Source organism: Conexibacter stalactiti (assembly GCF_033542075.1).
In the GTDB taxonomy this organism is placed as follows: domain Bacteria; phylum Actinomycetota; class Thermoleophilia; order Solirubrobacterales; family Solirubrobacteraceae; genus Conexibacter; species Conexibacter stalactiti.
The window spans coordinates 40,466-67,102 of record NZ_JAWSTH010000015.1 but is presented as its reverse complement, the minus strand read 5'-3'; the positions used below and the strand labels follow the sequence as shown (position 1 = coordinate 67,102).

The following is a 26,637-nucleotide window of genomic DNA, read 5'->3' as shown; positions in this document are numbered from 1 at the left end:
GGCGCCGCCGCTCAGCCGGCGGCCGCCTCCACCGGCAGCGCCAGCTGCGTGGGCTCTGAGCGCCCGCGCAGCTGCGCCTCCCCCTCCAGCCGCCAGCTGCGCGCCTCTGCCTCCCCGGCCCGCGCCAGCGCCACGCCGGAGGCCAGCACCCGCCCCGCGTCGCGCTTGGCGAGATCCGACAGCCGCGCCGCCTCGTTGACGGGGTCGCCGATCACCGTGTACTCGAAGCGCCGCTCGGCGCCGACGTGGCCGGCGACCGCCTCGCCGGCGGCGACGCCGACGCCGAAGTCCAGCTCCGTGCCCGTCCGCAGCCGCTCGCGCAGCTCGCGCGCGGCCCGCAGCGCCCGCTCCTCCTTGCCGTCCAGCTCGCCCGGCGCGCCGAAGATCGCCAGCGCCGCGTCGCCCTGGAACTTGTTGATCCAGCCGCCGTGCCGCTCGACGACGTCGACGACCTCGGCGAAGAAGCCGTTCAGCAGTGCGACGACCTCCTGCGGCGGCAGCCTCGCCGCCAGCGCCGTCGAGCCGACGAGGTCGACGAACAGGACGGCGACGTCGCGCAGCTCACCGCCGAGCGTCACGTCCTGCTCCAGCGCCTGCCTGGCGACCGCCTCGCCGACCTGGCGGCCGAACAGGTCGCGCATCCGCTCGCGCTCGCGCAGCCCGCTCGTCATCGCGTTGAAGCCGGCCTGCAGCTCGCCGACCTCGCTGCCGTCGTAGACGCGCAGCGCAACCGCGTAGTCGCCCTCCTCGACGCGCCGCAGCGCCTGTCGCAGCCCGCCGATCGGGTTGACCGTTGCGTAGACGGCCAGCAAGGAGACGAAGGCGCCGAAGACGAGCGCGATCGGGCCGAGCACGACGATCGCGATCGCCAGCGTCGTGACGGTGATGTCGACGTTCGTGAAGGCAACGATGCCGATCAGCACCAGCCCGACCAGCGGCACCGCGCTGCCGAGCGTCCACGCCAGCAGCCAGCGCGTCGCGACGCCGGGGGCGCCGCTGCGGTCGGGCAGGTCGTGCACGAGCGCGCGCGCCGCGACCGGCCGCAGCGCCAGCTCGGCGAGGAAGTAGGCGAACGAGGAGGTCGTCAGCCCGCCGAGCAGCACCGTCAGCCCGACGCCGAGGCCGAGCAGCGGGTGGAAGAAGATCCCGTCGAGGAAGCCGAAGGCGAGCGCGGCGGCCGTCCACAGCACCGCCGCGACGCGCATGATCCGCAGCGGCGCGCGCAGCACACGGCGCTGCTGGCGGGCGCTCGGCCGCTCCTCCGCGAGCAGCCAGCCGCCGGTGCCGTCCCTGCCGCCCTCGACCGTCCGCCGGCCCCACGTCGCGCCGACGACGAACGCGATCACGATGTACACGCCGGCGAGGCCGAGGTTGAGCGCGATCACCGAGCCGTCGCCCTCGACCTCGTCGGGCTTCGGCAGCGCCAGCAGCGCGAAGGCGATCACGACGAGCGTGCCGATCGCGTTGGCGAGCACGATCGCGAGGGTCGTCAGCCAGCGCGCGCGGCGGCCGATCGTCGCGCCGGACAGGTCGGGACTGCCGAGCAGCCACGGGTGCGCGACGAGCCGCTCGGAGATCGCGCGCACGCGCTGGGCCACCACGGTCGTTGATCCTGACGCCCGCGTCGGTCGTCCGCGCCGGGTCGGCCTACAGCAGGCCTTCGGCGCGCAGGGCCAGCTCCAGCTCGAAGCGGGCGCTCGGCTCCTCCAACGACGGGCCGAACAGCTCTCTCAGCTGACCGAGGCGGTAGCGGGCGGTCTGCGGGTGGACGTGCAGCCGTTCGGCGACGACCTGCAGCCGGCCCTGCGCCTCCAGCCAGGCGCCGAGCGTCTCCGTCAGCCGCGCCCGCGTGCTGTCCGGCAGCGCCTCCAGCGGCGCCAGCCGAGCCCGCACCAGCTCCTGCGCGAGGCGCCGGTCGCTGCGCAGCAGCAACGCGGCGGCGTGGTCCTCGGCGCGCACGACGCCGCGCGGCTCGATCGTCCCCTCGGCGACGAGCGCCAGCACCGCTCGCGCGCGAGCGAGGCTGAGCGCCGCGTCGCGCCACGAGACGGCCGGGCCGAGCGCCGCGTGGTGGCGCACGCCGACGGCGCGGTCGAGCTGCTGGCGGCGGTCGCTGCGCAGCGGATCGGGCACGATCGCGACGACGACCTCGCCGACCTGCTCGACGATCGCGTCAGCCGGCAGGCGCGGGACGACGCGCGCCCGCTCCTCCTCCGGCAGCGCCAGCACCGCGACCGTCTCCGGCAGCCGCCACTCCGCTTCGCGCGCGACGTCCTCGACGTCGATCGGGTCGGCCGGCGGGTCGCGCACCAGCAACCGCACGAGCCGCTGGCGGCGGGCGCTGCGCTCGCCGGCAGCGGCCGACTGCTCCAGCGCGTAGCCCTCGGCCGACTTCGCCGACAGCTCGTCGATGTAGACGAAGATCGACTCGGCCAGCTCGAACAGCGTCGCCGGCGGCAGGCCAGCCTCGGCGCCGAGCGCGGCGAATCGCCGCCATGCGACCCGCGCGCCGACGCGGTAGGCGCTCAGCAGCGTGTCGAGCGAGCGGCCGGCGCGCATCTCGCCGCGGCCGAGGTCGACGTAGACGCGGGCGCGCGGCATCCTGCCGCCGGCCTCGATCCCGTCGACGAACTGGCGCAGCGCCTGCTCGACGCCGGCGACGAGACCGCGCCCGAACGGCCCCGTCAGACCGCGCGCGTACGGCGGCACCTCGACGCGCACGGCGTCGATGATCTCGCGCGCGACGCCGGGCAGCTCGGGGCGCAGGACGTCGACGACCCCGGGTGGCAGCTCGTGCCAGGGGCGCAGGATCTCGGACGAGGCCATCTTGTAAGAATCGTACAAATTCTTACGACGCGGATCTTGCAGGCAGACGAGGACAGCGGCCTGCGTTCGTCATAGGGTGCAAAGCCATGACCCGCCCTGCTCGTATCTACAACCTTCTCGCGGTCTTCCTCCCGGTCCTCGGCATCCTCGCGGCGATCGTGCTGCTGTGGAACAAGGCCGTCGGCTGGACGGACATCGGGATCATGGTCGGCTTCTACCTCTTCACCGGCTTCGGCGTGACGATCGGCTACCACCGTCTCTTCACGCACCGCTCCTTCGAGACCTCGAGACCGCTGCGCGTGCTGTTCGCGATCGCCGGCTCGATGGCGATCGAGGGCAGCGTCATCACGTGGGTCGCCGACCACCGCAAGCACCACGTCTACGCCGACGAGGACGGCGATCCGCACAGCCCCCACCTCGGCCACGACGGCGGCCTCAAGGGCGCGATCCACGGCCTCTGGCACGCGCAGGTCGGCTGGCTGCTCGACGGCGAGCACCACGGCCGCGCCTCCGCCCACCGCTACGCGCCGGACCTGATCAGAGACAAGCCGATCCGCTGGGTCAACAAGATGTTCCCGCTGTGGGTGCTGCTGTCGCTGCTGCTGCCCGCCCTGTTCGGCTTCGTGCTGACCGGCTTCGACCCGATGGGCGCGCTGACCGGCTTCGTCTGGGGCGGCCTCGTGCGGATCTTCCTGATCCACCACGTCACCTGGTCGGTCAACTCGATCTGCCACTACTTCGGCTCGCGTCGCTTCGAGATCACCGACCAGTCGACGAACAACGTCTGGCTCGCGATCCCGTCGCTCGGCGAGGCGTGGCATCACAACCACCACGCCTTCCCGACCTCCGCCTCCCACGGGCTCAAGCGCTGGGAGAGACTGGCCGACCCGTCGGCGCTCGTGATCGCCGGAATGGAGAAGCTGCACCTCGTCTGGAACGTCAGAACGGTCAGCGAGGAGAAGCAGAAGAGCAAGGAGAAGGGGCGCCCGCTGGCCGCGGCCGGCTGAGCCGGGCAGGGTCGCGGGCGCCGCCGCCGGCGGCCCGCGATCGAGGCGCGCCGCAACTCCCGCGCGCCTCGCCGGTTCCCACATCCGTACGATGTCGATTCGTCGCGATCGGGTACTCCGGTCGCGACGTTGTCATTTTCTCCCCCTCTTCATGCGCCTGAACCGTCTCCCCCTCATCGCCCCGCTCGCGCTCGCCGCGACGCTCGCGACCTCCGCCCCGGCGCTCGCCGGCGGCGTCCTGTCGATCGACGAGGAGACGCTGCTCTACAGCGGCGACGACGTCGAGCCGAACAACGTCACGATCTCGCTCAGCCGGCAGGTGATCCACGTCGTCGAGAACGGCAGCCGCATCACCGGCCTGCCGGCGACCTGCACGCTCAGCAGAGACGGCTACAGCGCTGACTGCCCGCTGCAGCAGACGAGAACGGTCGAGGAGCCGAGAAGCGACGGGGACGCGAGAACGACCGACCCGACGGGAACGACGACCGACCCGACCAGAACGACTGACCCGACGAGAACGGCCGCGGAGCCGAGAACGGTCGCCTTCGAGATCAGAAGGCTGAGAGTCGTCACCGGCAACGCCGGCAGCGACGTGCGCATCGTCGCCGACCTGCCGGCGACGATCATCGGCGGCGACGGCGACGACCTGCTGATCGGCGGCCCCGCCGATGACCACATCGAGGGCGGCAAGGGCAAGGACGTGATCGGCGGCGGCGAGGGTGACGACGTGCTCGACGGCGGCGCCGACGCCGACCTCCTCACCTACGTCGACCGGATCGGCCGCGGCGGCGTGCTCTCCCCCCGCACGACCGGGGTGAAGGTGCGCCCGAACGTGCGCGGCGGCAGCGGCGGCAGCGGCGAGAGCGACACGCTGATCGGCTTCGAGCAGTTCGAGGGCGGCAACGGCAACGACCGCTTCGAACTGCGCGACGGCCGCGCGCAGTCGATCGCGTGCAACGGCGGCCGCGACGTCGTCCTGCTCGACCCGCGCGACGACGCCGCGATCGACTGCGAGACCAGCGAGGTCGGGCCGGCCGCGGGCGTCCGCATGACCGTGCCGACGCTCGTCTTCCCCTTCCCCGCGCGTGAGGACTCCGCGCGCAGCACCGTCCGCGTCAAGCCGACCGTGTCGCTCCAGAACGGCGCGATCGTCGTCAAGATCCGCTGCCAGATCGCGATCGGACTGCTCGCCGCCGACGGCCCCGGCTGCGCCGGCAGTGTGCGGATGACGCGCGCCGGCAACTACGCGATGGGCGCCCGCAGAATCGCGCTCTCGCGCGGTCGCGAGCTGACCTGGCGGGTCCCGCTGACGGCCTCGCGCTCGCTCGCGCGCCGCGCCGGCGGCCTCGACGTGACGGTCACCGCGATCCCGACGCGCGGCCAGGGCGTGCGGCGGGACCTGCGCTTCACGGTCAAGGGCTAGACAGCCGCGAGAACGAGCCGCCAGGCGAGTTCTCGCAAGCTGAAGCAAGCGCGCAGCGCGCGGCTTCAGCCCTGTTCGAGCGGGGCCATCGTGAGGCCCGCGCCCTGGAGCTGCTCCCAGTACAGCTCCGCGACCTCTCTCTGGCCGGACCAGACGATCGCCTGACCGCTGTTGTGGATGCGGTCGGCGTACTGGTAGCCGATCGGCACGGTGATGCCGGGGATGTAGCGCGCCAGCGTCATCGCGACGTGGTCGAAGGTGTTGTGATCGTCGTTCTTGACGATCACGCGCCAGTTGCCGCCGAGTCCGCTGCCCGGCCCCTGCACGCGCGGCTTCTCGATCGTCTGCCCCATCTGCCCGGACCTTAGCGCGACTCGGCCGCCGCTTCGCGCTCGGCGCGCTTGCGCCAGTAGCGCTCCAGCCCCATGTACAGGTGCGAGGGAGGCACGGCCGCCTCATACGCCTGCACCGTCGCCGGCCCGTCGGCCTCGCGCTCGATCGCGCCGCGGACGGCGTTCTCCATCACGTCGGCGTTGCTGCCGCGCGCCAGCCCGGCGAGGTCGCGCAGCGACGTGCGCGTCGCCTCCAGCTGGGCGCCGGGGTCGTCGATCCCGCCGAAGTGGGTCAGGCCGAGCGCCGTCGGCCGCCACTCGGCGATCAGGTCGAGCGAGCGCTCCCACGCCTCGACGTCGACGTCGGGCGGCGGCGTCGGCGCGATCACGAGGTCCGACGGCGGGATCCGCACGCCGGCGACGTCGCCGACGAAGGCGCGGCCGCTCTCCTCGTGCAGGTAGGCGACGTGGTGCGAGGCGTGGCCGGGCGTGTAGGCGACGCGGACCCCGCCCGCCAGCGGCAGCGTCTCGCCGCCGCTGAGCGCGTGCACGCGCTCGGCCGGCACCGGCGCGATCTCGCCCCACAGCCGCTTCATGTTGTCCTCGCCGTACAGCCGGCCGGCGCTGGCGAGCAGCTTCGAGGGGTCGATCACGTGCGGCGCGCCGCGCTCGTGCACGTAGACCTCCAGCTCGGGCCAGCGGCGGGCGAGCAGCCCGGCGCCGCCGGCATGGTCGAGGTGGATGTGCGTCAGCAGCAGCGCGCGCGGGCGCCAGTCGCCGAGCGCGTCCAGCAGCGTCGGCAGCGAGGAGGCTGGTCCCGGATCGACCAGCACGTCGCCGACCTGCCAGGAGCAGATGACGCGTTCGATGCCGAGGAAGTGGACGTCGATGGCTCGCATGCTGTTGGGCCTACCCTTGGCCGGTGAATCGGGGTCCGTTGGAGGGGGCGAACCCTACTATCGGGGGGATGAGCGAGCACCGTCTGCCCGAGAAGGATCGTCCGTGGATGATGCGGACCTACGCCGGCCATTCGACGGCGGAGAAGTCGAACGCGCTGTACCGCGGAAACCTGGCGAAGGGCCAGACCGGACTGTCGATCGCGTTCGACCTGCCGACGCAGACCGGTTACGACGCCGACCACGAGCTGGCGCGCGGTGAGGTCGGCAAGGTCGGCGTGCCGATCGCCCACAAGGGCGACATGAAGGCGCTGCTCGACGGCATCCCGCTCGACAAGATGAACACGTCGATGACGATCAACGCGACCGCCGCCTGGCTGCTCGCGCTCTACATCGTCACGGCGGAGGAGCAGGGCGTCACGCCGGCCCAGCTGCAGGGCACGACGCAGAACGACATCATCAAGGAGTACCTGTCGCGCGGCACGTACGCCTTCCCGCCCGGCCCCTCGATGCGGCTGATCGCCGACATGGTCGCGTACACCGTCGAGGAGGTTCCGAAGTGGAACCCGATCAACATCTGCTCGTACCACCTGCAGGAGGCCGGCGCGACGCCGGTGCAGGAGATCGCCTACGCGATGAGCACGGCGATCGCGGTGCTCGACGAGGTCAGAGCGCGCGTGCCGCAGGAGCTGATGGGCAGAGTCTTCAGCCGCATCTCCTTCTTCGTCAACGCCGGCGTGCGCTTCATCGAGGAGCACGCGAAGCTGCGCGCGATGGGGAAGCTGTGGGACGAGCTGGGGCGTGAGCGCTACGGGGTCGAGGATCCCAAGCAGCGCCGCTTCCGCTACGGCGTGCAGGTCAACTCGCTCGGGCTGACCGAGGCGCAGCCGGAGAACAACGTGCAGCGGATCGTGCTGGAGGCGCTCGCCGTCACGCTCGGCCGCGACGCGCGCGCCCGCGCGCTGCAGCTGCCGGCGTGGAACGAGGCGCTCGGGCTGCCGCGGCCGTGGGACCAGCAGTGGTCGCTGCGGCTGCAGCAGGTGCTCGCGTTCGAGACCGACCTGCTCGAGTACCCCGACATCTTCGAGGGCTCGATCGTGATGGACGGGCTCGTCGGCGAGCTGCTGGAGGGGGCGCGCGCCGAGATGGCGATCGTCGCCGAGCACGGCGGCGCGGTCGAGGCGGTGCCGTACATGAAGGCGGCGCTGGTCGAGTCCCACCGCGAGCGGATCCGGCGGATCGAGTCGGGCGAGCTGAAGGTGATCGGCCAGAACGTCTACACCGAGACCGAGCCCTCCCCGCTGACGGCCGACAACGACGGCGGCATCATGACCGTCGACCCGGAGGTCGAGCAGCATCAGAAGGAGGCCGTCGCGGCCTGGCGCGCCGGGCGCGACCAGGGCGCCGTCGACGCCGCGCTGGCCGAGGTCGCGCGCGTCGCGGCCAGCGACGAGAACATCATGCCGGCGACGCTCGCCGCCGCCCGTGCCGGTGCGACGACCGGCGAGTGGGCGCAGGCGCTGCGCGACGCCTTCGGCCAGTACCGCGGCCCGACCGGCGTCGGCGAGGCGGCCGGCGCGGGCGTCGGCGACGACGCGGCGCTGGAGCAGATCCGCGACGAGGTCGAGCGCGTCTCCGAGGGGCTCGGCCGGCGGCTGAAGATCCTCGTCGGCAAGCCCGGCCTCGACGGCCACTCCAACGGCGCCGAGCAGATCGCCGTCGCGGCGCGCGATGCCGGCATGGAGGTCGTCTACGAGGGGATCCGCCTGACGCCGGCGCAGATCGCCGCCTCGGCGTTGCAGGAGGGCGTCCACGTCGTCGGCCTGTCGATCCTGTCGGGCTCCCACCGCGAGCTGATCCCGTCGGTGCTGGAGGCGCTGAGCGCGGCCGGGATCGGCGACGTGCCGGTCGTCGTCGGCGGCATCATCCCGCCGGCCGACGAGCGCGAGCTGCTGGCCGCGGGCGTCGCCGCGGTCTACACGCCGAAGGACTTCGACATCACGCGGATCATGCACGCGATCGTGGCGCTGGTGGCGGACCGCAACGGCGTCAGCGCCTCCGCCTAGTCTCCCCCACGTGAACGGAGGCGAACTCGGCGCGCGGCTGCGCGACGGCGACCTGAGCGCCGCTCCGGCGGTGCTCAACCTCGTCGAGTCGCGCGCGCCGAGAGATCAGGCGGCGATCGCCGAGCTGCTGGCGTCGATCGCGCCGGCGGCGCTCGGCGGCGAGGCGCCCGCGCACGTCGTCGGGATCACCGGACCGCCCGGCGCCGGCAAGTCGACGCTGCTGTCGGCGCTCCTGCACGGCTGGCGGGAGCGCGGCCGCACCGTCGCCGTGCTCGCCGTCGATCCCTCCTCCAAGCGCTCCGGTGGCGCGCTGCTGGGCGACCGCGCGCGGATCGAGTTCGACCCCGCCGACCATGGCGTCTTCATCCGCTCGATGGCCGCCGGCGAACGGCTCGGCGGTCTCGCACCCGCCACCCGCGCCGCCGCGCACGCGCTCGCCGCCGCCTTCGACGTCGTCGTGATCGAGACGGTCGGCGTCGGCCAGTCGGAGACCGAGATCGCCGACGTCGCCGACACCGTCGCGGTCGTCGTGCAGCCCGGCTCCGGCGACGCGCTGCAGTTCATCAAGAGCGGGATCATGGAGATCCCCGACGTGCTGATCGTGACGAAGGCCGACCTCGGCCAGGTCGCCGTCCGCGCTCGCCGCGACCTGCACGCCGCGCTGCGCTCGCTCGGCGCGCGCGAGACGGCCGTCGTCGCCGTCAGCTCGCTGCCGCCGGCGCAGGGGATCGACAGACTGCTCGACGCGCTCGACGCCCACCGCGCCGCGACCGACGTGCCGGCACGGCGGCTGAGCGCCCGCCGCCTGCACGCGCTCGCCGACTTCGTCGAGGAGCACGGCGCGCGCGGCCTGCGCGCGCTCGGCGGCCGCCGCGCCGCCGAGAAGTGGCTGGCGGCGCAGGCGCCGGGGCTCGACGTGCCGTCGCTGGAGCAGGCGCTCGCCGAGCGCGCCGCGGCGGCGGGCGGCGGCGCGCCCCCCGCCTGAGCCGGTCAGTCGGGCGGCGCGACGACGTCGAACTCGGCGGTCACGGGAATCCGCGTGACCGCGTCGCTCGTCGGCGGAACCGTGAGGGCGTAGCTCACGCGGTAGCGGCCGAGCGGCATTCTGCCGGCGTCGTAGATCGGGATCGTGAAGGCCAGCGATCTGCCCGGCTCGTAGCGGTGCGATCTCGGCGGCAGGTCGGGAAAGACCAGCGGCACGTCCTCCCATCTGCCGTCGCCGATCTCCCGCTCCAGCCCGAAGCGCGTGTCGTCGCCGAGCAGGCAGATCGACCCGCTGTTTCTGATCGTCAGCTCGACCTGACCGCCGTTGGCGACGATCGTGCGGTCGAGCGAGCCCTCGGCTCTGCCAACGCCCTCACCGCAACTGTCGGGATTGGGCCACGAACCTTCGTGGGCGACGTCGAACTCCCACGTCGTCTCGAGGCGCTTCGGCGCGCCAGTCGCCTGGTACGACGAATAGGTCTGCACCAGCCGGTAGCTGCCCGACGGCATCACCGCCGGGCTCTCCATCGTGAAGCTGACGGCGCGCGTAGCGCCCGGCTGCACGACGTCGAACAGCGCGGGGAATGCCAGCATCAGGTCGACGCGCTGCCAGCTGCCGGCGACGTTCCGCTCGATCACGTAGCTGATGCCGCCGGAGAGGCAGATCGGCCCGGTGTTGGTGAAGGTGAGGCTCAGCGTCTGGCCGGCCAGGAACCGTCTGGCGCCGCCGGTCAGCGTGCCGCTCGCCGCCTCCGCGGGCCCGTCCGGGCAGATGCGCGGCATCGTCGGCGCCAGCGGGAAGCCGCCGTCGATCGGCCCACGATGTCTCGGTCTCGCCGGCGGCGTGACGATCGTCAGGCGGCGGTGGATCCGTCTGCCGATCCGCGCGCTCAGCACGTAGCGCGCACCCTGCGCTGCCGGCAGTCTCGCCGCGAAGCTGCCGCGACGCAGCGTTCTGCGCTTGACGACGCGCGTCTTCACGCCGTCGGTGCGAGCCAACGTCACCGTGACGGGCGCCGACCGTCTCCGCAGCGATCTCACCGTCACGCTGACCGTCGCCCCGGGCGCAAGCGTCACCCGCTTCGCTCTCGACGGCCACGACAGCTGCACGCCGGCCTGCCGCGGCGTCACGGCTTGGTGTCTGGGGGCTGCCACCGCGGCGGCGGGCAGCAGCGCGACGCCGACCAGCGCAGCGCCGAGGGGGCGAAATGACATAACCACGTTATACCGAGCGCGAACGCGCCACTCAAGCGCCCTTCACCGGTCGCTCACGGCCCGGCGCCGACGGCGCTGGGGCGCCTGCATCCCGTCTGCATGCGACCGCCGTTACAGTCAGCTTCCCATCGTCACTTTCACCGGAGGAGATCGACAGGTGACACGAGGAAGGCACGTCCTCGGGCTGCTCGTCGCAGCCGCGGCCTGCGCGCTGCCGGCGACCGCCAGCGCCGCGACCAACCAGTGGCTCGGTCTGCGGGTGCTGAACCAGATCCACCAGGGCGGCGAGAACGAGACGCCGTCGAACACGCTGTTCGGCTACCACGACGGGCTCTCGAAGGGCGGCGACATGATCGAGCTCGACGTGCACGCGTCGAAGGACGGTCAGCTCGTCGCGATCCACGACGACACCGTCGACCGCACGACCAACGGCAAGGGCCGCGTCGCGGCGTTGACGCTCGCGCAGCTGCGCCGTCTCGACGCCGCCCACAACTTCGTCCCGGGCGAGAACGCCGTCCCGGGCCGGCCCGCCTCCGCCTATCCCTACCGCGGCGTGCGCAGCGGCAAGAAGCGGCCGCCGGCCGGCTTCGAGGCCGACGACTTCCGCATTCCGACGCTCGGCGAGGTCTTCGCCGCCTTCCCCGACGTGCCGGTCAACATCGAGATCAAGGGCAAGACGCAGGAGGAGAAGTTCCGCGTCGGCGACCTGCTCGCCGCGTATCTGAAGAGAGCGGGCCGCAGCGACGTGATCGTCGTCTCCTTCGACCAGGCCGCCGTCGACCGCTTCCACGCCGCCGCCCCGCGCTTCGACGTCGCGCCGGGCGTCGACGGCATCTCCGGCTTCCTGCTCGGTGGCACGCCGGCGCCGGCCGGCACGAAGGCGCTGCAGATCCCGATCACGTACGCGATCGGCGGGGCGGAGTTCGAGATCGTGACGCCCGAGCGGATCGAGAAGGCGCACGGAGCCGGCATCGCCGTCCACGTCTGGCTCGACAAGTCGGAGGAGAACGACGCCGTCTACGGCAGGCTGCTCGACCTCTGCGTCGACGGCGTGATGACCGCCGAGCCGACCCGCTTCGAGGCGTTCCTGGAAGCGCGCAGAGCGCCGCGCGCCGGCGGTCAGGGCGGCAGCGACGGCTGCCGCAAGCCGACCGCGCCGCCAGCCGGCTGCCGCGTGCGCGCGTCGAAGCTGGTGCGCGGCGGCGGCGGCGGGACGCTCGCGCTGCGCGTCCAGCGCCACGGCGACCTGCGCGGCGCCTGCGCGGCGAAGGTCGCGCTGACCGGCATGGTCATCGGCAACGGCCCTCGCCCGCTGGCGGTGAGACTCGGCAGCGGCCGGGTGACGATCCCCGCCGGCCGCATCGCCGCGATCGCGACGGTGAGGCTGACGAAGGACGGCAGAGCGTTCGCGCGCTCCGTCGACGGCGCGGACGTGAGAGCGACCGTCACCGCCGGCGGACGCAGCGACAGCCGCACGCTGACGCTGGGCGGCGGCTGAGCCGGGCTTCCGGGGCGCCGCTCAGCGGCGCCCCGGCCGCACGCGGACCGCGACCGTCGCGGCCTCGCCATCACCGGCGCTCGTGCGGACCGTGAGCAGCCGCTCACGGCCCAGGCGCGGCAGATCGATGCGCCAGCCGCGCCCGCTCTCGCCCGCGGCGCGCCAGCGGCCGCTGTCGCCGATCCGCCAGCGGACCGTGCTCGCCGTGCGACCGAGGGTCAGTCGCGTGCGCCCGGCCGGTCCCAGCGTCAGCTGCGGCGCGCGCACCCGCAGGCTCGCGAGACGTCTCGCGCTGGCACCGGTCGGCGTGTCGGCGTAGCTGAGCGCACGCACGGCCGCCGTCACATCGCGCCCGCCGGAGGCGACGACCGTGCGACCGGCGGTGGCAGCGCGGGCGCAGAGGCCGTCGAGCGGCACCCGCACGATCCGCGAACCGCCGGCCGCCGCGTCCAGCTCCGCCAGCACGACGGCGTCGTCGAGCAGGCCGATCGTGCGCCCGCCGTCGACCACGCTCCAGTCGAGCCGCACGCCGCAGCCGAACGCGTAGGCGAAGCGACGCTCCGTCGAGGCGCCGACCACATGGCCGCGGCCGATCTGGAGGCTGGGGCTGTCGTCGGCGATCGTCGTCGTGGTGCGCTCGCCGCAGCGCTGGACGACGATCGGCCCGACCGCCGGCTGCTGTCCGACGCCGTACGGCGCCTCGTACTGGTACGGCCAGAAGCCCCAGTCCGCCCCTTGTTCGCTGCCGAAGCGGGCGAGCGGCGCGCACATCCGCTGCACGCCGTCGGAGCGGTCGAGGTCAGCGACCTTGCCGGCATCCTGCGGCGTCTCGCCCGGCTGCGGCAGCAGCGCCCCGGTGCGCCAGTCGCGCGCGACGGGCATCGCAGGGCGACCGTGGTCCCAGGCGTACGCGGAGATCCCGGCCGCCCCGACGCCGTCGAAGTGGTACACGGTCGGCGACTCCGGCTGCGTGCGCCACTCGGCGATCCCCGCCGGCACGTGCATGACGCCGGTCGCCGCGTCGATCAAGCGCGGCTCGCGCGCGAGCTGGCCGGGCGCCGCGTCGGGCCGTTGGACCATGCAGACGAGCAGCAGCTGGCCGCCGCCGGCGGCGGACAGGCCGAGGCCGTTGGCGTACGCGGTGCTCGGGCTGCAGTTCGGAGGCAGGGCGACGTCGCGCGTCGCGCCGTCGCGGACGATCCGCAGCGTCTCCGCGTCGAGGTGGAACGCGGCCGTCCGGTGGCCGTCGGTCACGACGCCGCCGTTCAGGCTTCTGCCGAGGTTCTCGCCCGGCGTCGCGGCGGCCGCGGCGGGCGCGACGGCGCCGATCGCGGCGGCTGCGAGCAGCACCGCGCGACGGGCCGCGCGGGCCCGTGCTGTTCTTCCCCTGGTCATCCGAGTTCCTTCCGTGGTTGCTGCATGTTCAGACGGCTCCACGAGCCTGAAGTTGCGCCCGCACGGCGCCGCGCCGTCGCGTCCGTCAGACTTCGCGGTCGTGCTCCGCGACCTCGCCCTCCTCGTCGCCGTCTTCGTCGTCGTCAGCGTGATCGCCGGGCTCGCCGGCGCCGCCAACCTCGGCACGGCGCTGTCGTTCGGAACGATCGGCTTCGCGGCCGTGCTCGTCGGCATCATGCTGTACAGAGACCGCGACGCCTGAGCGCGTCTGGCGCGCAGCCGCGCCTGCACCCTGCGCAGACTGGCCAGGCAGCCAGTTAGGCTGCGCCGATGAGCCTTCCGCTGCCGCAGGTCGAAGGGATCGAGCACCGTGACGTCCACGTGCGCGGGATCCGTCTCCATGTCGCCGAGGGCGGGCCGCGGGACGCGCCGCCGATCCTGCTGCTGCACGGCTGGCCGCAGCACTGGTGGATGTGGCGCGACATCCTCACCGAGCTGGGCAGAGACCATCGCGTGATCGCGCCCGATCTGCGCGGCCTCGGCTGGAGCGACGCGCCCAGACGCGGCTACGTCAAGCAGGAGATGGCCGACGACAACATCGCCCTGCTCGACGCGCTCGGGCTCGACAGAGTCGACCTGATCGGCCACGACTGGGGCGCCTTCACCGGCTTCCTGATCTGCCTCACCGCGCCGGAGCGGATCAACCACTTCCTCGGCTGCTCGATCCCGCACCTGTGGGGGCCGGCCGAGCGGCCGAGCCTGAAGCGGCTGTCCGCGCTGTGGTACCAGGCCGCGCTCGCCGCGCCGGGGCTCGGCCAGGGCCTGATGCGCCAGGGCGAGTTCACCAAGAAGGTGCTGATCTCCGCCCGCAGCCACGGCCGCTACAGCGACTACGAGCTGGAGCAGTTCGTCGCCGTGCTGAAGCAGCCCGAGCACGCGCTCGCGAGCGCGCAGTACTACCGCTCCTTCCTGCTGCACGAGCTGAAGCCGCTCGCCTCCGGCGGCTTCCACGACCGCCCGCTCAGCACCCCCACGCGTCTGCTGTGGGGCAGAAAGGATCCGATCCTCCAGGGCGCGCGCGACGACGAGCACCGCGGATACGCGCCCAACCTGGAGATCGAGTGGGTCGCCGATACCGGCCACTTCCTGCCCGAGGAGCGGCCCGAGCTGGTCGTGCAGCGGGCGCGCGAGCTGTTCGCGACCGGCTGAGGCGAGCGCGGGTCGGAGCAGCGCGGCCAGCCGCCGCGCCGCTCCCTCCGTCGCTCAGGCTCCGAGCTTGAAGTGGAAGCTCGCGGAGCCGCCGCCCGCGCCGGCACCGGCAACGGTCACCGTCACCTCGCGCCCGGCCGCGCTGCGCTGCGGCGTGAAGCGCCAGCGGCGGCCGTCGCGGCCGACGCGCCGCGCCGACCGCGCTCTGCCGCCGTCGACCCGCCAGCTCACGCGGCGCGCCGCTCTGGCGCTGCGCAGCAGGACGGCCTGCCCCGCGTGCCCCTGTCGTGGCGGGGTCGCACCCGGTCGCGGCAGCAGCGCGACCTCGGCGCCGCCCCACGCCGGCGCCTGCCACGCCGCGGCCCGCAGGCGGCCGGTCGCCCGGCCGCGGGTCGCGACGGTGAGCACCGGGATCGCCGCGCAGACGTCGGGCAGCGCGAGCCGTCTCGCCGTCGCTCTGGTGTAGTCGTTCTGCTCTCTGCGAGCCTCGATCCACAGCACGCCGGCGGTGTGGGCGGCCGCCGTCGGGAACGAGGCCGCCCAGCCCAGCCGCACGCGGCAGCTCGGCAGGTAGGCGAAGAAGGCCACGTCGGCGTCGTCGTTCGTGTACGCCGTGTAGGTGAGCAGCCCGCTGCCGAGCTGGACGCGGTCGGGATAGCCGTCGGACAGCAGCGTCCGGCGGGGCTCGCCGCAGCGCTGCGCCGACAGTCTGCCGCCCGGATGCGAGGCGACGGCGGTGCTGCCGTCGTAGAGCGTCGGTGCGAACGGCATCCAGCGGCGCGAGTCGGCCGGCAGCGGCCGCGTCAAGGGCGCGCACATCCGGCGCAGCGGCTGGTCGCCGCCGAGGTCGATCGCGTCGGTCGCCTCGCCGACGACGTCGATCGTCTCCCCACTGCGCCAGTCGCCCAGCTTCGTCGTCTCGTCGGACGTGTCCAGCTCCAGCCAGCGGCTGCCGATCGTCTGCGGCCGCTGCCACGGCACGCCGATTCTCGGGGAGTCCCAGCGGCCGGCCGCCAGCTCGTGCCAGCTGCGCGTGGCGAGGTCGAGCCGCAGGTGGTTCCAGCGCAGCTCGAAGCCACTGCCTCTCGCGCAGGTCAGCAGGTACTGGCCGCCCGGCGCCATCGGGTTTCCTCTGTCGATCTCAACGCAGCTCTCCGGCACGGCGATCTCGAACGAGCCGTCCGGATCGCGCTCGTCGACGACGTGGAGCACGCGGTCGAGCGTGATCCAGGCGGCGTAGCGCTCGCCGTCGGCCACGAGCGAGGACGGGACGACCTCGGCGACCGGCTGCCCCGGCGGTTGCACCACGACCGGCGCCGCGACCGCGCCGGCCGCGCCGGCGCCGATCGCGAGCACGGCCGCCGCGCCCACGGCGACGGCCCGCTTCGCTGCTCCGAAGGTCCTCATCTGCCGTTCCCCTTCACCGTCAGGCGCACGCTGTGGCGCAGCTCGCCACCGTCGCGCAAGCGCGTCTCGATCTCGATCAGGCGGCTGCCGCGCAGCCGTCTCGGCACTGTCAGCCGCCAGCCGCGGTCGCTTCCGGCGGCGCGCTGCCAGCCACCGCCGGCGACCCGCCAGCGAACGCGCTGGGCGGCAGCGGCGGCGCGCAGCCGGACCGCTCTCCCAGCCCCGACGCGCAGCCGCGGCGCGGCGCCGGCGAGCGCGACCGGTCCCGTCTCAGCGCCGCTGACGGCGTCGGCGACGCGCGCGCTCAGCACGCCCGCTGCAACCGTGCGACCGCCCGCGCTCGCGCGCAGCCGCCAGCGGCCGACCGCTCGCTCGCAGAGCCCGTCGAGCGGGACCCGCGTCAGCCGCAGCGGCCCGTTGCCGCGACCGGTCGAGCTGATCAGCAGCGCGCCGGGCAGGTGGTCGACGACGTCGATCGCGCCGATCTCCCAGCGTGCGAGCACTCCGCACTCGGGCAGCAGGACCGACAGCGGCATCGTGTCGTCGATCCCGCGGACCGACCAGCTCACGCGATCCTCGTAGAGGGTCAGCGCCGTCGCCGGCGCGACCGGCAGGACGCCGCGGTCGCTGCCGTCGCAGCGCTCGTACGCCGGCGACAGCGCTCTGCGGCCGTCGCGTCGCGAGACGACGCGCCAGCCGGCGCAGACCTGGCGCGGGTCGCCGGACGAGTGGGCGCCGGTGCGCCAGTCGTAGACCGCCCACCACGGGCCCGATCTCTCCTGGTACTCGACCACGATGCCGGCGGTCGCGAGCCCGACGAAGCCGTCGCCGATCTGCTCGAGCGCGGCCGGGACCTTCACCGTCCAATCGGCGGTGTCGAGGATCCGCGGCGTGCGGGCGCGCGTCGGCCCACCGGGCCACGGTTCCTTCACCGGCACCTCGCAGGCGAGCAGCACGGCGCCGTCGGCGGCGTCGACCACGAGCGGCCGGATCGCGTTGGGCGCACAGCCCCCGCGCACGTCGGTGTCGCGCGTCGTGCCCGCGCGCAGGTCGACGACGCGCACGATGCCGGGCGCCGCGACGAACGCGACGCTCCCGCGTTCGTCGTCGACGACCGGCAGCTGCGGGATGCCGTCGGCGATCGTCTCGCCGACCGGCGCCCCGGCGCCTGCCGGCGGCGCCGCGGCCGCGCCCACGGCGCAGGCGGCGGCGGTGGTGGCGACCCAGCTCCGGATCCGTCCGTTGCTCATCATGGAACGTTCAGACGACGACGGCGCGGAAAAGTTCCGCGCCGTCTCGTCGCTCCGCCCAGCCGCCGATACGCTGTGTCGATGCGCGAACCGCTGCGGGACGGACATGGCCGGCTGATCGGAGACGTGCGCATCTCCGTCACCGACCGCTGCAACTTCCGCTGCCAGTACTGCATGCCGGCCGACGGCCTGCCGTGGCTCGAGCGCTCCGACGTGCTGCGGTTCGAGGAGATCACGCGGATCGTGCGGCTGCTGAGCGAGATCGGCGTCCACGACGTGCGGCTGACCGGTGGCGAGCCGCTGGTGCGGCGCGACTTCCCCAAGCTGGTCGAGATGCTGGCCGCGATCGACGGCGTGCGCGACCTCTCGGTCACGACCAACGGCTACCTGCTGGAGCGCGATGCCGCCGCGCTCGTGGCGGCCGGCGTCAACCGCTTCAACGTCTCGATCGACTCGCTCCAGCGCGACCGCTTCTTCGAGATGACGCGCCGCGACGCGCTGCCGCGGGTTCTGGCCGGGCTGGAGGCGCTCGCCGCCCACCCCGAGGCCCATCCGATCAAGATCAACGCGGTCGCGCTGCGCGACTTCACCGAGCAGGAGGCGATCCCGTTCGCCGAGTTCGCGCGCCGCAACCCCTACGAGGTCCGCTTCATCGAGTTCATGCCGCTCGACGCCGACCACACGTGGTCGCGCGACCAGGTGCTGACCGGCGACGAGGTGCGCGCGATCATCCACGCCGTTCACCCGCTGGAGGCCGAGCCGCGCGAGCCGAGCGCGACCGCGCGCGTCTACCGCTTCGCCGACGGCCAGGGCCGGATCGGCTTCATCAACCCCGTCTCGGAGCCGTTCTGCGGCGACTGCAACCGCATCCGCGTGACCGCTGACGGCAACCTCCGCACCTGCCTCTTCTCGCATAACGAGACGAGCCTGCGCGACCCGCTGCGCGCCGGCGCCTCAGACGACGAGCTGATCGACGTGATCCGCGACGCCGTCTGGCGCAAGGAGCTGAAGCACAGAGTCAACGACGCCGGCTTCGTGCAGCCGGCGCGCTCGATGAGCGCGATCGGCGGCTAGGAGCCGGCGGCGCCGCTCGCGTCGGCGCCTCTGATCGCGGCTTCCACAGCCTCGCGGTACTCCTCGATCCCGAACGCGCCCTCCAGCCGCGCCGCGACTCTGCCGTCGGCGTCGATCGTGAACAGCCACGGCTCGGTCCGCAGGCCGAAGGCCGTCAGCTGCGGGCGCAGGCCCTTTCTCGGGTCGTTGTCGACGTAGACCTCGTTGTGGATGAACTCGACCTTGTCGCCGTAGGCGGCCTGCAGCTGGGCGCCGATGTCGGCGACCGGCCCGCAGACGCGCGACTGGCACAGCGCCGGGGTCGCGAACAACAGCGCGACCGGCTTTCTGCCGAGCACGTCGCGCAGGTCCTCTCTGTGCATCTCGCTCGGCGGCGTGCGCGTGTCGATCTTCGAGACGTCGTTGCCGACGGAGGCGAGCGTCGGCGTCTCCACCTTCGGGGCGGGGTCGCCGACGCCGGGGATGTCGCTTCTGGCGCTGACTCTGACGTCGGCGGTCGCGCCGTACAGTCTGCCGCCCAGTCTCGTCACGGTCAGGATGAACCAGCGGCCGGGCTGCGGCAGGTCGACCTCGGCGTGGTAGATCGCCTTCAGCTCGCCCGGCGTCGAGTTGCTCGTCTGGCTGCGGAAGGCGGTCCGCACCTCCAGCGAGTCGGCCGGCGCCGGGAACGGCCCGCTCGCCTTCGCCGTCGGCTTGCGCGCGACGTAGACGGCCGTTCTGCCGTAGACGAACTTGTTCTCGGCGTCGATCAGACCGAACGCGAGGCGGTTGATCCCAGGCGTGTAGACCGAGCTCGCCAGTCCGACCTCCGGGCCGGGCTCGAGCGTGTCGGCGAGCTGCTGCAGCGTGCGTCCCTCCGGCTGCGGGAACTCGGAGGCGACCGGGTCGGCCGCGGAGGCGATCTGCGGCGAGGAGGCCGGCGCCGGTCTGGCGTTCGGCGAGGTCGCTCCGCCGCCCTCCTCGCCCGAGCCGCAGCCGGCGAGCAGAAGCAGCGCGGCGCATGCCAGCGCCAGCGAAGACGAGTGGGGGGAACGCATCCAGAGCAGGCTATCCGACGCGCCGCCCGCGCCGGCCGCCTGCAACCCTGTGATGCTTCTCTCGTCGTGAATCCCCGTCCACGCCCACACCCCCACCTCGGCGAGCGCCTGGAAAGAGCGATCGAGGAGCGCGTCGAGGTCACCGGCGAGTTCGACGCGATCACGACGCCCGAGGAGGAGGCGTCGCGCCGCCGCAAGCTGATGCAGACCGGCGCGTGGCTGTTCGTGACCGGCATATCGCTCTACCTCGTCGCGCCGAGCCTGCTCGACACGCTCGGCTCGTGGAGAGACGTGCAGCGCTTCCAGTGGACGTGGCTGATGGTGATGCTGGTGCTGCAGGGCTGCTCGCTCGGCTGCCTCTGGTTCTTGCAGCAGCTCGCCCTGCGGCCGGTGGCGATCGCGCCGGTGATCACCTCGCAGCTGGCCGGCAACGCGCTCGCGAAGATCGCGCCCGGCGGTGGCGCGCTCGGCGCCGCGCTGCAGTACAGAATGCTCGTGCAGGCCGGCGTCGACAGAGAGAAGGCCGTCGGCGGCCTGACGGTCGTCAACCTCTTCACCTTCGCGATGGTGCTGGCGCTGCCGGTGCTGGCGATCCCGACGCTGCTGCGCGGCGGCGTCGACGAGAACCTGATCGAGGTCGCCGCGATCGGCATCGCCGTCTTCGCAGTGCTGGCGGTGCTCGGCAGCATCATGCTCGGCGGCGACAAGCTGCTCGTCTGGATCGGCCACAACGTCCAGCGGCTGCGCAACCGCCTCAGGCGCGACGCGCCGCCGGTCACCGGGCTGTCGCAGCGGCTGCTGCGCGAGCGCGACCGCATCCTCGCGACGTTCGGACCGCGTTGGAAGCGGGCGCTGGCGGCGACCGTCGGGCGCTGGGCGTTCGACTTCGCGACCTTGCTGGCGGCGCTCGCCGCCGTCAACGCCTCCCCCAGCCCCGGCCTCGTGCTGCTCGCCTTCTGCACCGCGCAGGTGCTGGCGCAGATCCCGCTGACGCCGGGCGGCCTCGGCTTCGTCGAGGCCGGCCTGACCGGCATGCTGACGCTCGCGGGCGTCTCGGCCGGCAACGCCGTCCTGGCGACCTTCGCCTACCGGCTCTTCTCGTACTGGCTGCCGCTGCCGCTCGGGCTCGTCGGCGTCGTGGGGCACCGCCGAATCCTCGCCAGGCTCACGCGCGAGGCTGACTCCGGCGGGATTCGGTAGGCCGGGTCATCGCGAAGCTGGATCGGTCCGGTCCATCATCGCCGTCGCCGTCAGCAGGTCCTCCGGCAGGTTGACGTTGAAGAACGCCTCGGCGTCGCCGTCGGCCTCCAGCAGCCGCGGCTCCAGCCGCTCGACGACCTCCGTCAGCGGCCGCGGCGGACCGCTCAGCGCGGACAGCAGCAGCGGCAGCGCGGGCGGCTCGTAGCGGGCCAGCAGCGGCTGCATGCGGCCGCCGGCGCGCGGCACGACCGCCGGGCGCCCGCCGGCCTCCGCGGTCGCGACGTGACGCACGAGCTGCTCGGTCAGGAACGGCATGTCGCCGGCGGCGACGACGACCGCGCGGCCCTGCGCGCCGTCGAGCGCGTGGACGATCCCCGCGAGCGGGTGGCGCGGCTCCTCCGGCTCGGTCCAGATCTCGACGCCGGGCAGCGGCGGCAGCTCCGTGTCGGCCTTCGCGACGACCGCGACGCGGCCCAGCGCCGCCTGCAGGACGCCGACGGGATAGCTCACGAGCGGGCGCCCGTGCAGCTCCACGACGGCCTTCCCACCGCCGATCCGGCGGCCGCTCCCGCCCGCCAGCACGACCCCGATCGGTCCCTTTCGATCGCCCAAAGCGGCGCTCCTGGTCCAGGGCGGGTGCTCCCGCCGCACCGGGGAGAATAGAATCCTCTCGAATGGAAGGTTCCACAGATCAGGAGACCGTCCGGAGCTGGCTTCGCTGCTACCGCTGCTGGTCGCAGAATCTCGAGGTCCAGGTCCACTACGAGGGCATCCACCGCATCGACCCGCAGACGGGCGAGCGCGCGGAGGTCGTCGACGAGATGCAGGAGGCCGTCGTGCAGTGCCTCGACTGCATGCACGACCAGCCGCACCTCGGGTTCCACAACGGACGGGTGGAGCCGATCGAGGATCGCTGGGAGCGGATGGTCGCCGGCACGCCGTGGGTCGCCTCGTGCACCGTAACGGTCGACGCCGACGACGTCGAGACCTGCTCCGGGCCCGAAGCCGGGGACGCGCTGTCATACGCCGCCTTCGGCGACCACGGCACGCGCGAGTTCTTCACGCACGTGCGCTTCCACAAGCACGACGACGACCAGATCGTCGTCCACCTGCTCGTCGAGCTGTACGCGCGCTCGGCCGAGGAGGCGACCGAGGTGCTCGAGACCGCCGCCCGCGGCGCGCTCGCGATCACCTCGCTGGCGGAGGAGTCGCGCCCGCCGGCCTCGTCGAGCGACGACCCGCACTAGCGGGTCGCCGCCGGTGCGGAGGGCCGTCGCGGCTATCGTGGCGGCATGAGCACGAACGAGAAGCCCACCGTCGAGATCCCGGCCGACACGCCGCCCTCCTACCAGCTGGAGATCGACGACATCGTCGTCGGCGACGGCGACGAGGCGGTCGCCGGCAAGATCGTCGAGGTCCACTACGTCGGCCACTCGTGGTCCAACGGCCAGCAGTTCGACGCCTCCTGGGATCGCGGCGACACCTTCAAGTTCGGCCTCGGCCAGGGTCAGGTGATCCAGGGCTGGGACGAGGGCGTCAGAGGGATGAAGGTCGGCGGCCGGCGCAAGATCACGATCCCGCCGCTGCTCGGCTACGGCAAGCGCGGCGCCGGCGGCGTGATCGGTCCCGACGAGACGCTCGTCTTCGTCGTCGACCTGATCGGCGTGCGCTGAGCGCAGCCGTCTCGCGGCGGCGCGCCGGATCCGGACGGACCGGCCGCCGCCGCTGCTAGCGTCGGTCGCGATGGAGGAGCAGCACGGCTTCGCGATCTTCGAGACGGCGCTCGGCGCCTGCGGGATCGCCTGGAACGACCACGGCCTCGTCGCCGTGCAATTGCCGGAGGGCGACGCCGACCGGACCCGCGCGCGGCTGGTGCGATTCGCGCCGCGCGCGCTGCCGCTGCCGCTGACGCCGGCCGCTCAGCGCGCCCGCGACGGGATCGTCGCGCTGCTGGACGGCGCTGATGACGACCTCGCCGACGTCGCGCTCGACGATCGCGAGCTGCCAGAGTTCGCGCGGGCCGTCTACGCGCTGGCGCGCGAGGTCCGCCCCGGGCGCACCGTCACCTACGGCGAGCTGACGCGGCGGCTCGGCGCCGATCCGGGCGCCGCGCGCGCGGTCGGGCAGGCGCTCGGCCGCAATCCGTGGCCGATCGTCGTGCCGTGCCACCGGATCGTCGCCGCCAGCGGCGGCACCGGCGGCTTCTCCGCGCGCGGCGGCGTCGAGACGAAGCTGCGGCTGCTGGAGCTGGAGCGCGTCCACGGCGACGGGACGGCGCGGCTGTTCTAAGCCAGCCCCACCCGCCCGCCGCACGACGCGGAGCCGAGCCACGTGTGCGGCGCGCCGGCAAAGCACCAGCCGAGCTTCGGGCTGCCTCTGCTGATCCACATCGCCGTCACTCTGCGGTCGCCGCGGCGCGAGCCCAGCAGCGAGAAGCCGGCGTTGGTCGCGACCGCCTCCGGCTGGTGGGTGACGAGCGCGATCCCCTCCTCCAGCGTCAGCGGCGAGCGGCCCTGCGCCTCCAGCAGCGGCAGCGCGCGGGCGGGCGGATCGTTCCTCGTCGACCAGCCGAGGTCGACGTCGAGCAGCAGGTAAGCGCCGCCGGCCGGCGGCGTGACCGACTCGATCGGCGTGAAGGCGTCGAGGTCCTCCGCGGTCAGCATCGTCACGATCGCCCTGCGGCCGCGGCGCTCGATCTGCTCCGCGGCGCGCATCGGCGCGACGAGCGTGCGGTCGACGACGAGCACGAACGGGATCGGCCGCGGCGGCTCGCCGGGCGCCTCCGGAAGCGCGGGAGGGCCCGGCAGCTCGGCGACATGGGCGGCGAGCGGCGCGACCAGCGCGCGGAACTGCTCGTCGGTCAGCCCGGCCGTCCAGGCGTAGCCCTTCGCGATCAGCGTCTCGACCTGATGCTCGAACTCGGTGGCGGCACTGAGGACCGCGGGGATCTCTGTCAACTCGGCGCGCATGGCGAGCATTCTCATCCATCCGGATGAAATTGTCAACCAGATGGATGATTCGCCGCTCGGGGCGGTAGGCTTCGCGCAGATGAGCGATGAGAGATCGAAGGCAGCGGAGCCGGCGGGCGCCGCGCGCGGCCGCGGTCGCCGCGCGGGCGCGCCGCGCGACCCGGAGCGCACCCGCCAGGCGCTGCTCGACGCGGCGCTGACCGAGTTCGCGGCGAAGGGGATCGCCGGCGCGCGCGTCAGCGAGATCGCCGCTCGCGCCGGCGTCAACAAGCAGCTGATCTCCTACCACTTCGACGGCAAGCAGGGTCTCTACGACGCGCTCGCGGAGCGCTGGCTGGCGCAGGAGCGCGAGTTCGCCGACCCCTCGATGCCGCTCGGCGAGCTGGTCGCGACGTACGCCCGCGTGAGCGTCGAGCAGCGCGATCTGACGCGCCTGTTCGTGCGCGAGTGCATGGAGGACGCCACGCTGCCCGCCGCCGTCGCCGCGGAAGGGGCCGACGGCGAGGAGCCGCCCGAGGTCGCCGACCTGCGCCGTCGCCAGCAGGCCGGCGAGCTCGATCCTCGCCTCGACCCCGCCTTCGTGATGCTCGCACTGCAGGGCGCGGCGAGCGCCGGCGTCAGCTTCCCCGGCGACGTGCGCCGCTTCACCGGACTCGAACCGGACTCCGCCGAGTTCGCCGCGCGCTACGGCGAGCAGCTCGCGCTGCTGATCGGACTGCTGGCGGCGCCCGCGGAGTGAGCCCCGGCGGCGCGCTCAGGCGGCGCCGTAGTGGACCAGCTCGACGCTGTTCCCGTCCGGATCGAGCACGAAGCCGCCGTAGTAGCCGGGCGCGTACCGCGGGCGCGGGCCAGGCGCGCCGTCGTCGCGGTAGCCGGCCGCGACCGCCGCGGCGTGGAAGGCGTCGACGGTGGCCCTGTCGGGCGCCGGGAAGGCGAGGTGGACGCCCTCCGTCGGCGGCCCGTCCGCGACGAGCGAGAGCGATCCCCCGCCGCCGCCGTCGGCGCGCGAGTAGCGGATCCGGCCGGGCAGCTCGGCCGCCAGCTCGATCCGCGCGAACGGCGCGACCGTGTCGTAGAAGCGCCGCGCGGCGGCGAGGTCGGCGACGCGGACCCACAGGTGGTCGACGTGGCCGTCGGCGCGCAGCGCGCCGTGGACGACCGCCTCCACGCTGTTGTCGTCGCGATCGCGCAGGAAGCCGCCGTAGTAGTCGTCGCGGTACTGCGGCCGCGGACCGGGCGCGCCGTCGTCGACGCCGCCGGCCGCCAGCCCGTCGGCGTGGAACTGGTCGACGTGCGCCCGTGACGGCGCGACGAAGCCGACGTGCAGCCGGTGGGTCGCCGGCTTGCCCGGCTTCGCCCCCGCGATCGAGAAGTCGCCCCACTGGACGAACTCGTCGTCGCGGCCGGTCTGCGTGATCCCAAGCGACGCGAGCGCCGCGCCGTAGAGGCGTTCGGCTGCGTTGCGGTCGCCGACGCGGACGGTGACGTGGTCGAACATCGGCCGGATGCTAGTGCGTCCCCCATCCGCCGCCCCTGTCACGCTTGCGCGCATGTCCGACCTCGTGCACGACGATCCGGTGCAGGGCCCCGTGATCATGACCTTCGACGGGCGGGTGCTGGAGCTGTTCACCGAACGGCTCGCCAGCACCACGCGGATGATCACCGGGATGCTCTACGTGGAGGTCGGCGACCCCAACCGCAAGGGCGTCCGCGAGGTCGCCTTCTCGTGCGCGCCCGGCCGCCGCAGCGGCGGCGGCTGCCGCCTGTGGGTGCAGGAGGAGCGCTGGCCGGCCGTCGAGCCGTTCGTGCGCGAGGTCGCCGCGGCGGTCGCGCGATGATCCTGCGCGTCGCCCGCCCCCAGTCCGACGCGATCCTCGGCGCGATGCGCGCGATCGCGCTCGCGCACGGCGACGACGGCGTCGCGCCGATCGACCGGCAGACGATCGCCGCCTGCGCGCAGATCGTGCTCGGGCGCGACCCCGGCGACGCCGACACCATCACGCCGCGCGAGCCGCAGCAGCTCGCCGACGCGCTGCTGAGCCACGACGACGCGCAGCAGGCGGTGCGGCTGCTGGCGGTGATGTCGCTCGTCGGCGGCCGCATCGACGCGGAGAAGACCGCGCTCGTGCAGCAGTTCGCCGACGCGCTCGGCAGCGACGAGGACTACCTGCGGATCCTCGCCGAGACGGCCGCGGGCGAGGTCGCGCAGGCGGCGGCGTGCATCGTGCGCAAGAACGCCGAGTCGTTCCCCCAGCTGGAGACGGCGGGGATCGACAGCGACGCGATCGCCCCCTTCCTGCCGTACAGAGACGCTCCCGACGCGGCGTTGGAGGCGAGATACGCGGCGCTCGGACAGCTGCCGCCGAACACCTTCGGCCACGCCTTCCACGAGCACTTCGTCAGCCACGGCTTCGCCTTCCCCGGCAACCCGGGCGGCCTCGCCGAGGGCTTCACGACGCCGCACGACTCCTCGCACGTGCTGAGCGGCTACTCGACCTCGCAGCTCGGCGAGCTGTGCGTCTCGACCTTCATCGGCGCGATGCACCCCGACCATCCGATGGCCGCGGAGGTGCTGCCGGTGCTGTTCAGCTGGCACCTGGGGATCCACCTCAACGACATCGCCGGCGCGGCGACGGGCTACTTCGAGCCGCGCCGCTTCTGGACCGCGTGGGATCGCGGCGCCGCGATGAGCACCGACATCGTCGCCGCCGAGTGGGACTTCTGGGGCGCGACGGAGGTCGACCTCGAGGAGCTGCGCGCAGCGTACGACCTGCCGCCGGTGGCGCAGGAGCTGCTGGCGTAGCGAGAGGTCAATGGCCCCGCCCCGGCCGCGTGCCGGGGCGGGTGCG

At 73.4% G+C, this 26,637-nt stretch carries 27 protein-coding genes; 15 read left to right on the top strand and 12 right to left on the bottom strand.

The window, feature by feature from the left end; translation table 11 throughout:
• Positions 1–11 precede the first annotated feature (11 nt).
• Positions 12–1,601 (bottom strand): adenylate/guanylate cyclase domain-containing protein, encoded by a 1,590-nt coding sequence (locus R7226_RS08355; RefSeq protein WP_318596613.1) that lies wholly within the window; start codon positions 1,599–1,601, stop codon positions 12–14.
• A gap of 46 nt (positions 1,602–1,647) precedes the next feature.
• Complete coding sequence (locus R7226_RS08350; RefSeq protein ID WP_318596612.1) at positions 1,648–2,826, bottom strand: PucR family transcriptional regulator; 1,179 nt, start codon at positions 2,824–2,826, stop codon at positions 1,648–1,650.
• An 86-nt stretch (positions 2,827–2,912) separates the two neighbouring features.
• Here R7226_RS08350 and R7226_RS08345 point away from each other — a divergent pair, with 86 nt between their 5' ends.
• Entirely contained in the window at positions 2,913–3,833 is a 921-nt protein-coding gene (locus R7226_RS08345; RefSeq protein ID WP_318596611.1) for an acyl-CoA desaturase, read from the top strand.
• 151 nt (positions 3,834–3,984) lie between these two features.
• The gene (locus R7226_RS08340; protein WP_318596610.1) at positions 3,985–5,256 is read left to right on the top strand and encodes a calcium-binding protein; all 1,272 of its coding nucleotides are present in this window, start codon (positions 3,985–3,987) and stop codon (positions 5,254–5,256) included.
• A 65-nt stretch (positions 5,257–5,321) separates the two neighbouring features.
• Here the strand turns inward: R7226_RS08340 and R7226_RS08335 are convergent, their stop codons facing one another.
• On the bottom strand, positions 5,322–5,609 hold the full coding sequence (locus R7226_RS08335; protein ID WP_318596609.1) for an ATP-dependent Clp protease adaptor ClpS: 288 nt from the start codon (positions 5,607–5,609) through the stop codon (positions 5,322–5,324).
• 11 nt (positions 5,610–5,620) lie between these two features.
• On the bottom strand, positions 5,621–6,487 hold the full coding sequence (locus R7226_RS08330) for an MBL fold metallo-hydrolase (protein WP_318596608.1): 867 nt from the start codon (positions 6,485–6,487) through the stop codon (positions 5,621–5,623).
• Between the two features lie 68 nt (positions 6,488–6,555).
• On the opposite strand from R7226_RS08330, the gene R7226_RS08325 reads away from it, so the two are divergent.
• Positions 6,556–8,550: a protein meaA gene (locus R7226_RS08325; RefSeq protein WP_318596607.1), complete on the top strand. Its 1,995-nt coding sequence runs from the start codon at positions 6,556–6,558 to the stop codon at positions 8,548–8,550.
• A 10-nt stretch (positions 8,551–8,560) separates the two neighbouring features.
• The gene (locus R7226_RS08320; protein WP_318596606.1) at positions 8,561–9,535 is read left to right on the top strand and encodes an ArgK/MeaB family GTPase; all 975 of its coding nucleotides are present in this window, start codon (positions 8,561–8,563) and stop codon (positions 9,533–9,535) included.
• A 5-nt stretch (positions 9,536–9,540) separates the two neighbouring features.
• Here R7226_RS08320 and R7226_RS08315 read toward each other — a convergent pair whose 3' ends face one another.
• Complete coding sequence (locus tag R7226_RS08315; protein WP_318596605.1) at positions 9,541–10,749, bottom strand: immunoglobulin-like domain-containing protein; 1,209 nt, start codon at positions 10,747–10,749, stop codon at positions 9,541–9,543.
• A 157-nt stretch (positions 10,750–10,906) separates the two neighbouring features.
• On the opposite strand from R7226_RS08315, the gene R7226_RS08310 reads away from it, so the two are divergent.
• Positions 10,907–12,247, top strand: coding sequence for a glycerophosphodiester phosphodiesterase (locus tag R7226_RS08310; RefSeq protein WP_318596604.1), 1,341 nt, complete (start codon positions 10,907–10,909; stop codon positions 12,245–12,247).
• A gap of 21 nt (positions 12,248–12,268) precedes the next feature.
• On the opposite strand, the gene R7226_RS08305 is transcribed toward R7226_RS08310, so the two are convergent.
• The gene (locus R7226_RS08305; protein WP_318596603.1) at positions 12,269–13,642 is read right to left on the bottom strand and encodes a hypothetical protein; all 1,374 of its coding nucleotides are present in this window, start codon (positions 13,640–13,642) and stop codon (positions 12,269–12,271) included.
• A 100-nt stretch (positions 13,643–13,742) separates the two neighbouring features.
• On the opposite strand from R7226_RS08305, the gene R7226_RS08300 reads away from it, so the two are divergent.
• Both R7226_RS08300 and R7226_RS08295 read left to right on the top strand, forming a co-directional pair.
• The gene (locus tag R7226_RS08300) at positions 13,743–13,904 is read left to right on the top strand and encodes a hypothetical protein (RefSeq protein WP_318596602.1); all 162 of its coding nucleotides are present in this window, start codon (positions 13,743–13,745) and stop codon (positions 13,902–13,904) included.
• Positions 13,905–13,972: 68 nt separating this feature from the next.
• The gene (locus tag R7226_RS08295; protein ID WP_318596601.1) at positions 13,973–14,851 is read left to right on the top strand and encodes an alpha/beta fold hydrolase; all 879 of its coding nucleotides are present in this window, start codon (positions 13,973–13,975) and stop codon (positions 14,849–14,851) included.
• A 54-nt stretch (positions 14,852–14,905) separates the two neighbouring features.
• Here the strand turns inward: R7226_RS08295 and R7226_RS08290 are convergent, their stop codons facing one another.
• Both R7226_RS08290 and R7226_RS08285 read right to left on the bottom strand, forming a co-directional pair.
• On the bottom strand, positions 14,906–16,258 hold the full coding sequence (locus R7226_RS08290) for a hypothetical protein (protein ID WP_318596600.1): 1,353 nt from the start codon (positions 16,256–16,258) through the stop codon (positions 14,906–14,908).
• On the bottom strand, positions 16,255–17,508 hold the full coding sequence (locus R7226_RS08285) for a hypothetical protein (protein WP_318596599.1): 1,254 nt from the start codon (positions 17,506–17,508) through the stop codon (positions 16,255–16,257). Before R7226_RS08285 ends, R7226_RS08290 begins: the two co-directional genes overlap by 4 nt.
• Positions 17,509–17,589: 81 nt before the next feature.
• Here R7226_RS08285 and moaA point away from each other — a divergent pair, with 81 nt between their 5' ends.
• On the top strand, positions 17,590–18,582 hold the full coding sequence (gene moaA / locus R7226_RS08280) for a GTP 3',8-cyclase MoaA (protein ID WP_318596598.1): 993 nt from the start codon (positions 17,590–17,592) through the stop codon (positions 18,580–18,582).
• Here moaA and R7226_RS08275 read toward each other — a convergent pair.
• Positions 18,579–19,619 (bottom strand): TlpA family protein disulfide reductase, encoded by a 1,041-nt coding sequence (locus R7226_RS08275; protein WP_318596597.1) that lies wholly within the window; start codon positions 19,617–19,619, stop codon positions 18,579–18,581. The two genes, moaA and R7226_RS08275, sit on opposite strands and share 4 nt — an antisense overlap.
• 66 nt (positions 19,620–19,685) lie before the next feature.
• Here R7226_RS08275 and R7226_RS08270 point away from each other — a divergent pair, with 66 nt between their 5' ends.
• Entirely contained in the window at positions 19,686–20,819 is a 1,134-nt protein-coding gene (locus tag R7226_RS08270; RefSeq protein ID WP_318596596.1) for a lysylphosphatidylglycerol synthase transmembrane domain-containing protein, read from the top strand.
• A 6-nt stretch (positions 20,820–20,825) separates the two neighbouring features.
• Here the strand turns inward: R7226_RS08270 and mobA are convergent, their stop codons facing one another.
• Entirely contained in the window at positions 20,826–21,431 is a 606-nt protein-coding gene (gene mobA / locus R7226_RS08265) for a molybdenum cofactor guanylyltransferase (RefSeq protein WP_318596595.1), read from the bottom strand.
• A 62-nt stretch (positions 21,432–21,493) separates the two neighbouring features.
• On the opposite strand from mobA, the gene R7226_RS08260 reads away from it, so the two are divergent.
• The 3 genes from R7226_RS08260 (at position 21,494) to R7226_RS08250 (ending at position 23,108) form a co-directional block, all read left to right on the top strand.
• Complete coding sequence (locus tag R7226_RS08260; protein WP_318596594.1) at positions 21,494–22,066, top strand: hypothetical protein; 573 nt, start codon at positions 21,494–21,496, stop codon at positions 22,064–22,066.
• 45 nt (positions 22,067–22,111) lie between these two features.
• Positions 22,112–22,492 carry an FKBP-type peptidyl-prolyl cis-trans isomerase gene (locus R7226_RS08255; RefSeq protein ID WP_318596593.1) on the top strand — a complete coding sequence of 127 codons (381 nt, stop codon included), beginning with the start codon at positions 22,112–22,114 and terminating at the stop codon, positions 22,490–22,492.
• Between the two features lie 70 nt (positions 22,493–22,562).
• Positions 22,563–23,108: a methylated-DNA--[protein]-cysteine S-methyltransferase gene (locus tag R7226_RS08250; RefSeq protein ID WP_318596592.1), complete on the top strand. Its 546-nt coding sequence runs from the start codon at positions 22,563–22,565 to the stop codon at positions 23,106–23,108.
• Here the strand turns inward: R7226_RS08250 and R7226_RS08245 are convergent.
• A complete protein-coding gene (locus R7226_RS08245) occupies positions 23,105–23,788 on the bottom strand; it encodes a DUF5701 family protein (protein ID WP_318596591.1) in 684 nt (227 codons plus the stop codon). The two genes, R7226_RS08250 and R7226_RS08245, sit on opposite strands and share 4 nt — an antisense overlap.
• 79 nt (positions 23,789–23,867) lie before the next feature.
• Here R7226_RS08245 and R7226_RS08240 point away from each other — a divergent pair, with 79 nt between their 5' ends.
• Positions 23,868–24,527: a TetR family transcriptional regulator gene (locus R7226_RS08240; protein ID WP_318596590.1), complete on the top strand. Its 660-nt coding sequence runs from the start codon at positions 23,868–23,870 to the stop codon at positions 24,525–24,527.
• A 15-nt stretch (positions 24,528–24,542) separates the two neighbouring features.
• Here R7226_RS08240 and R7226_RS31710 read toward each other — a convergent pair whose 3' ends face one another.
• Positions 24,543–24,932, bottom strand: coding sequence for a VOC family protein (locus tag R7226_RS31710; RefSeq protein WP_404827796.1), 390 nt, complete (start codon positions 24,930–24,932; stop codon positions 24,543–24,545).
• Between the two features lie 406 nt (positions 24,933–25,338).
• On the opposite strand from R7226_RS31710, the gene R7226_RS08230 reads away from it, so the two are divergent.
• Both R7226_RS08230 and R7226_RS08225 read left to right on the top strand, forming a co-directional pair.
• Positions 25,339–25,626 (top strand): hypothetical protein, encoded by a 288-nt coding sequence (locus R7226_RS08230; RefSeq protein ID WP_318596588.1) that lies wholly within the window; start codon positions 25,339–25,341, stop codon positions 25,624–25,626.
• Positions 25,623–26,591, top strand: coding sequence for a hypothetical protein (locus tag R7226_RS08225; protein WP_318596587.1), 969 nt, complete (start codon positions 25,623–25,625; stop codon positions 26,589–26,591). The genes R7226_RS08230 and R7226_RS08225 overlap by 4 nt, the downstream gene beginning before the upstream one ends.
• The last annotated feature ends 46 nt before the right edge of the window (positions 26,592–26,637 follow it).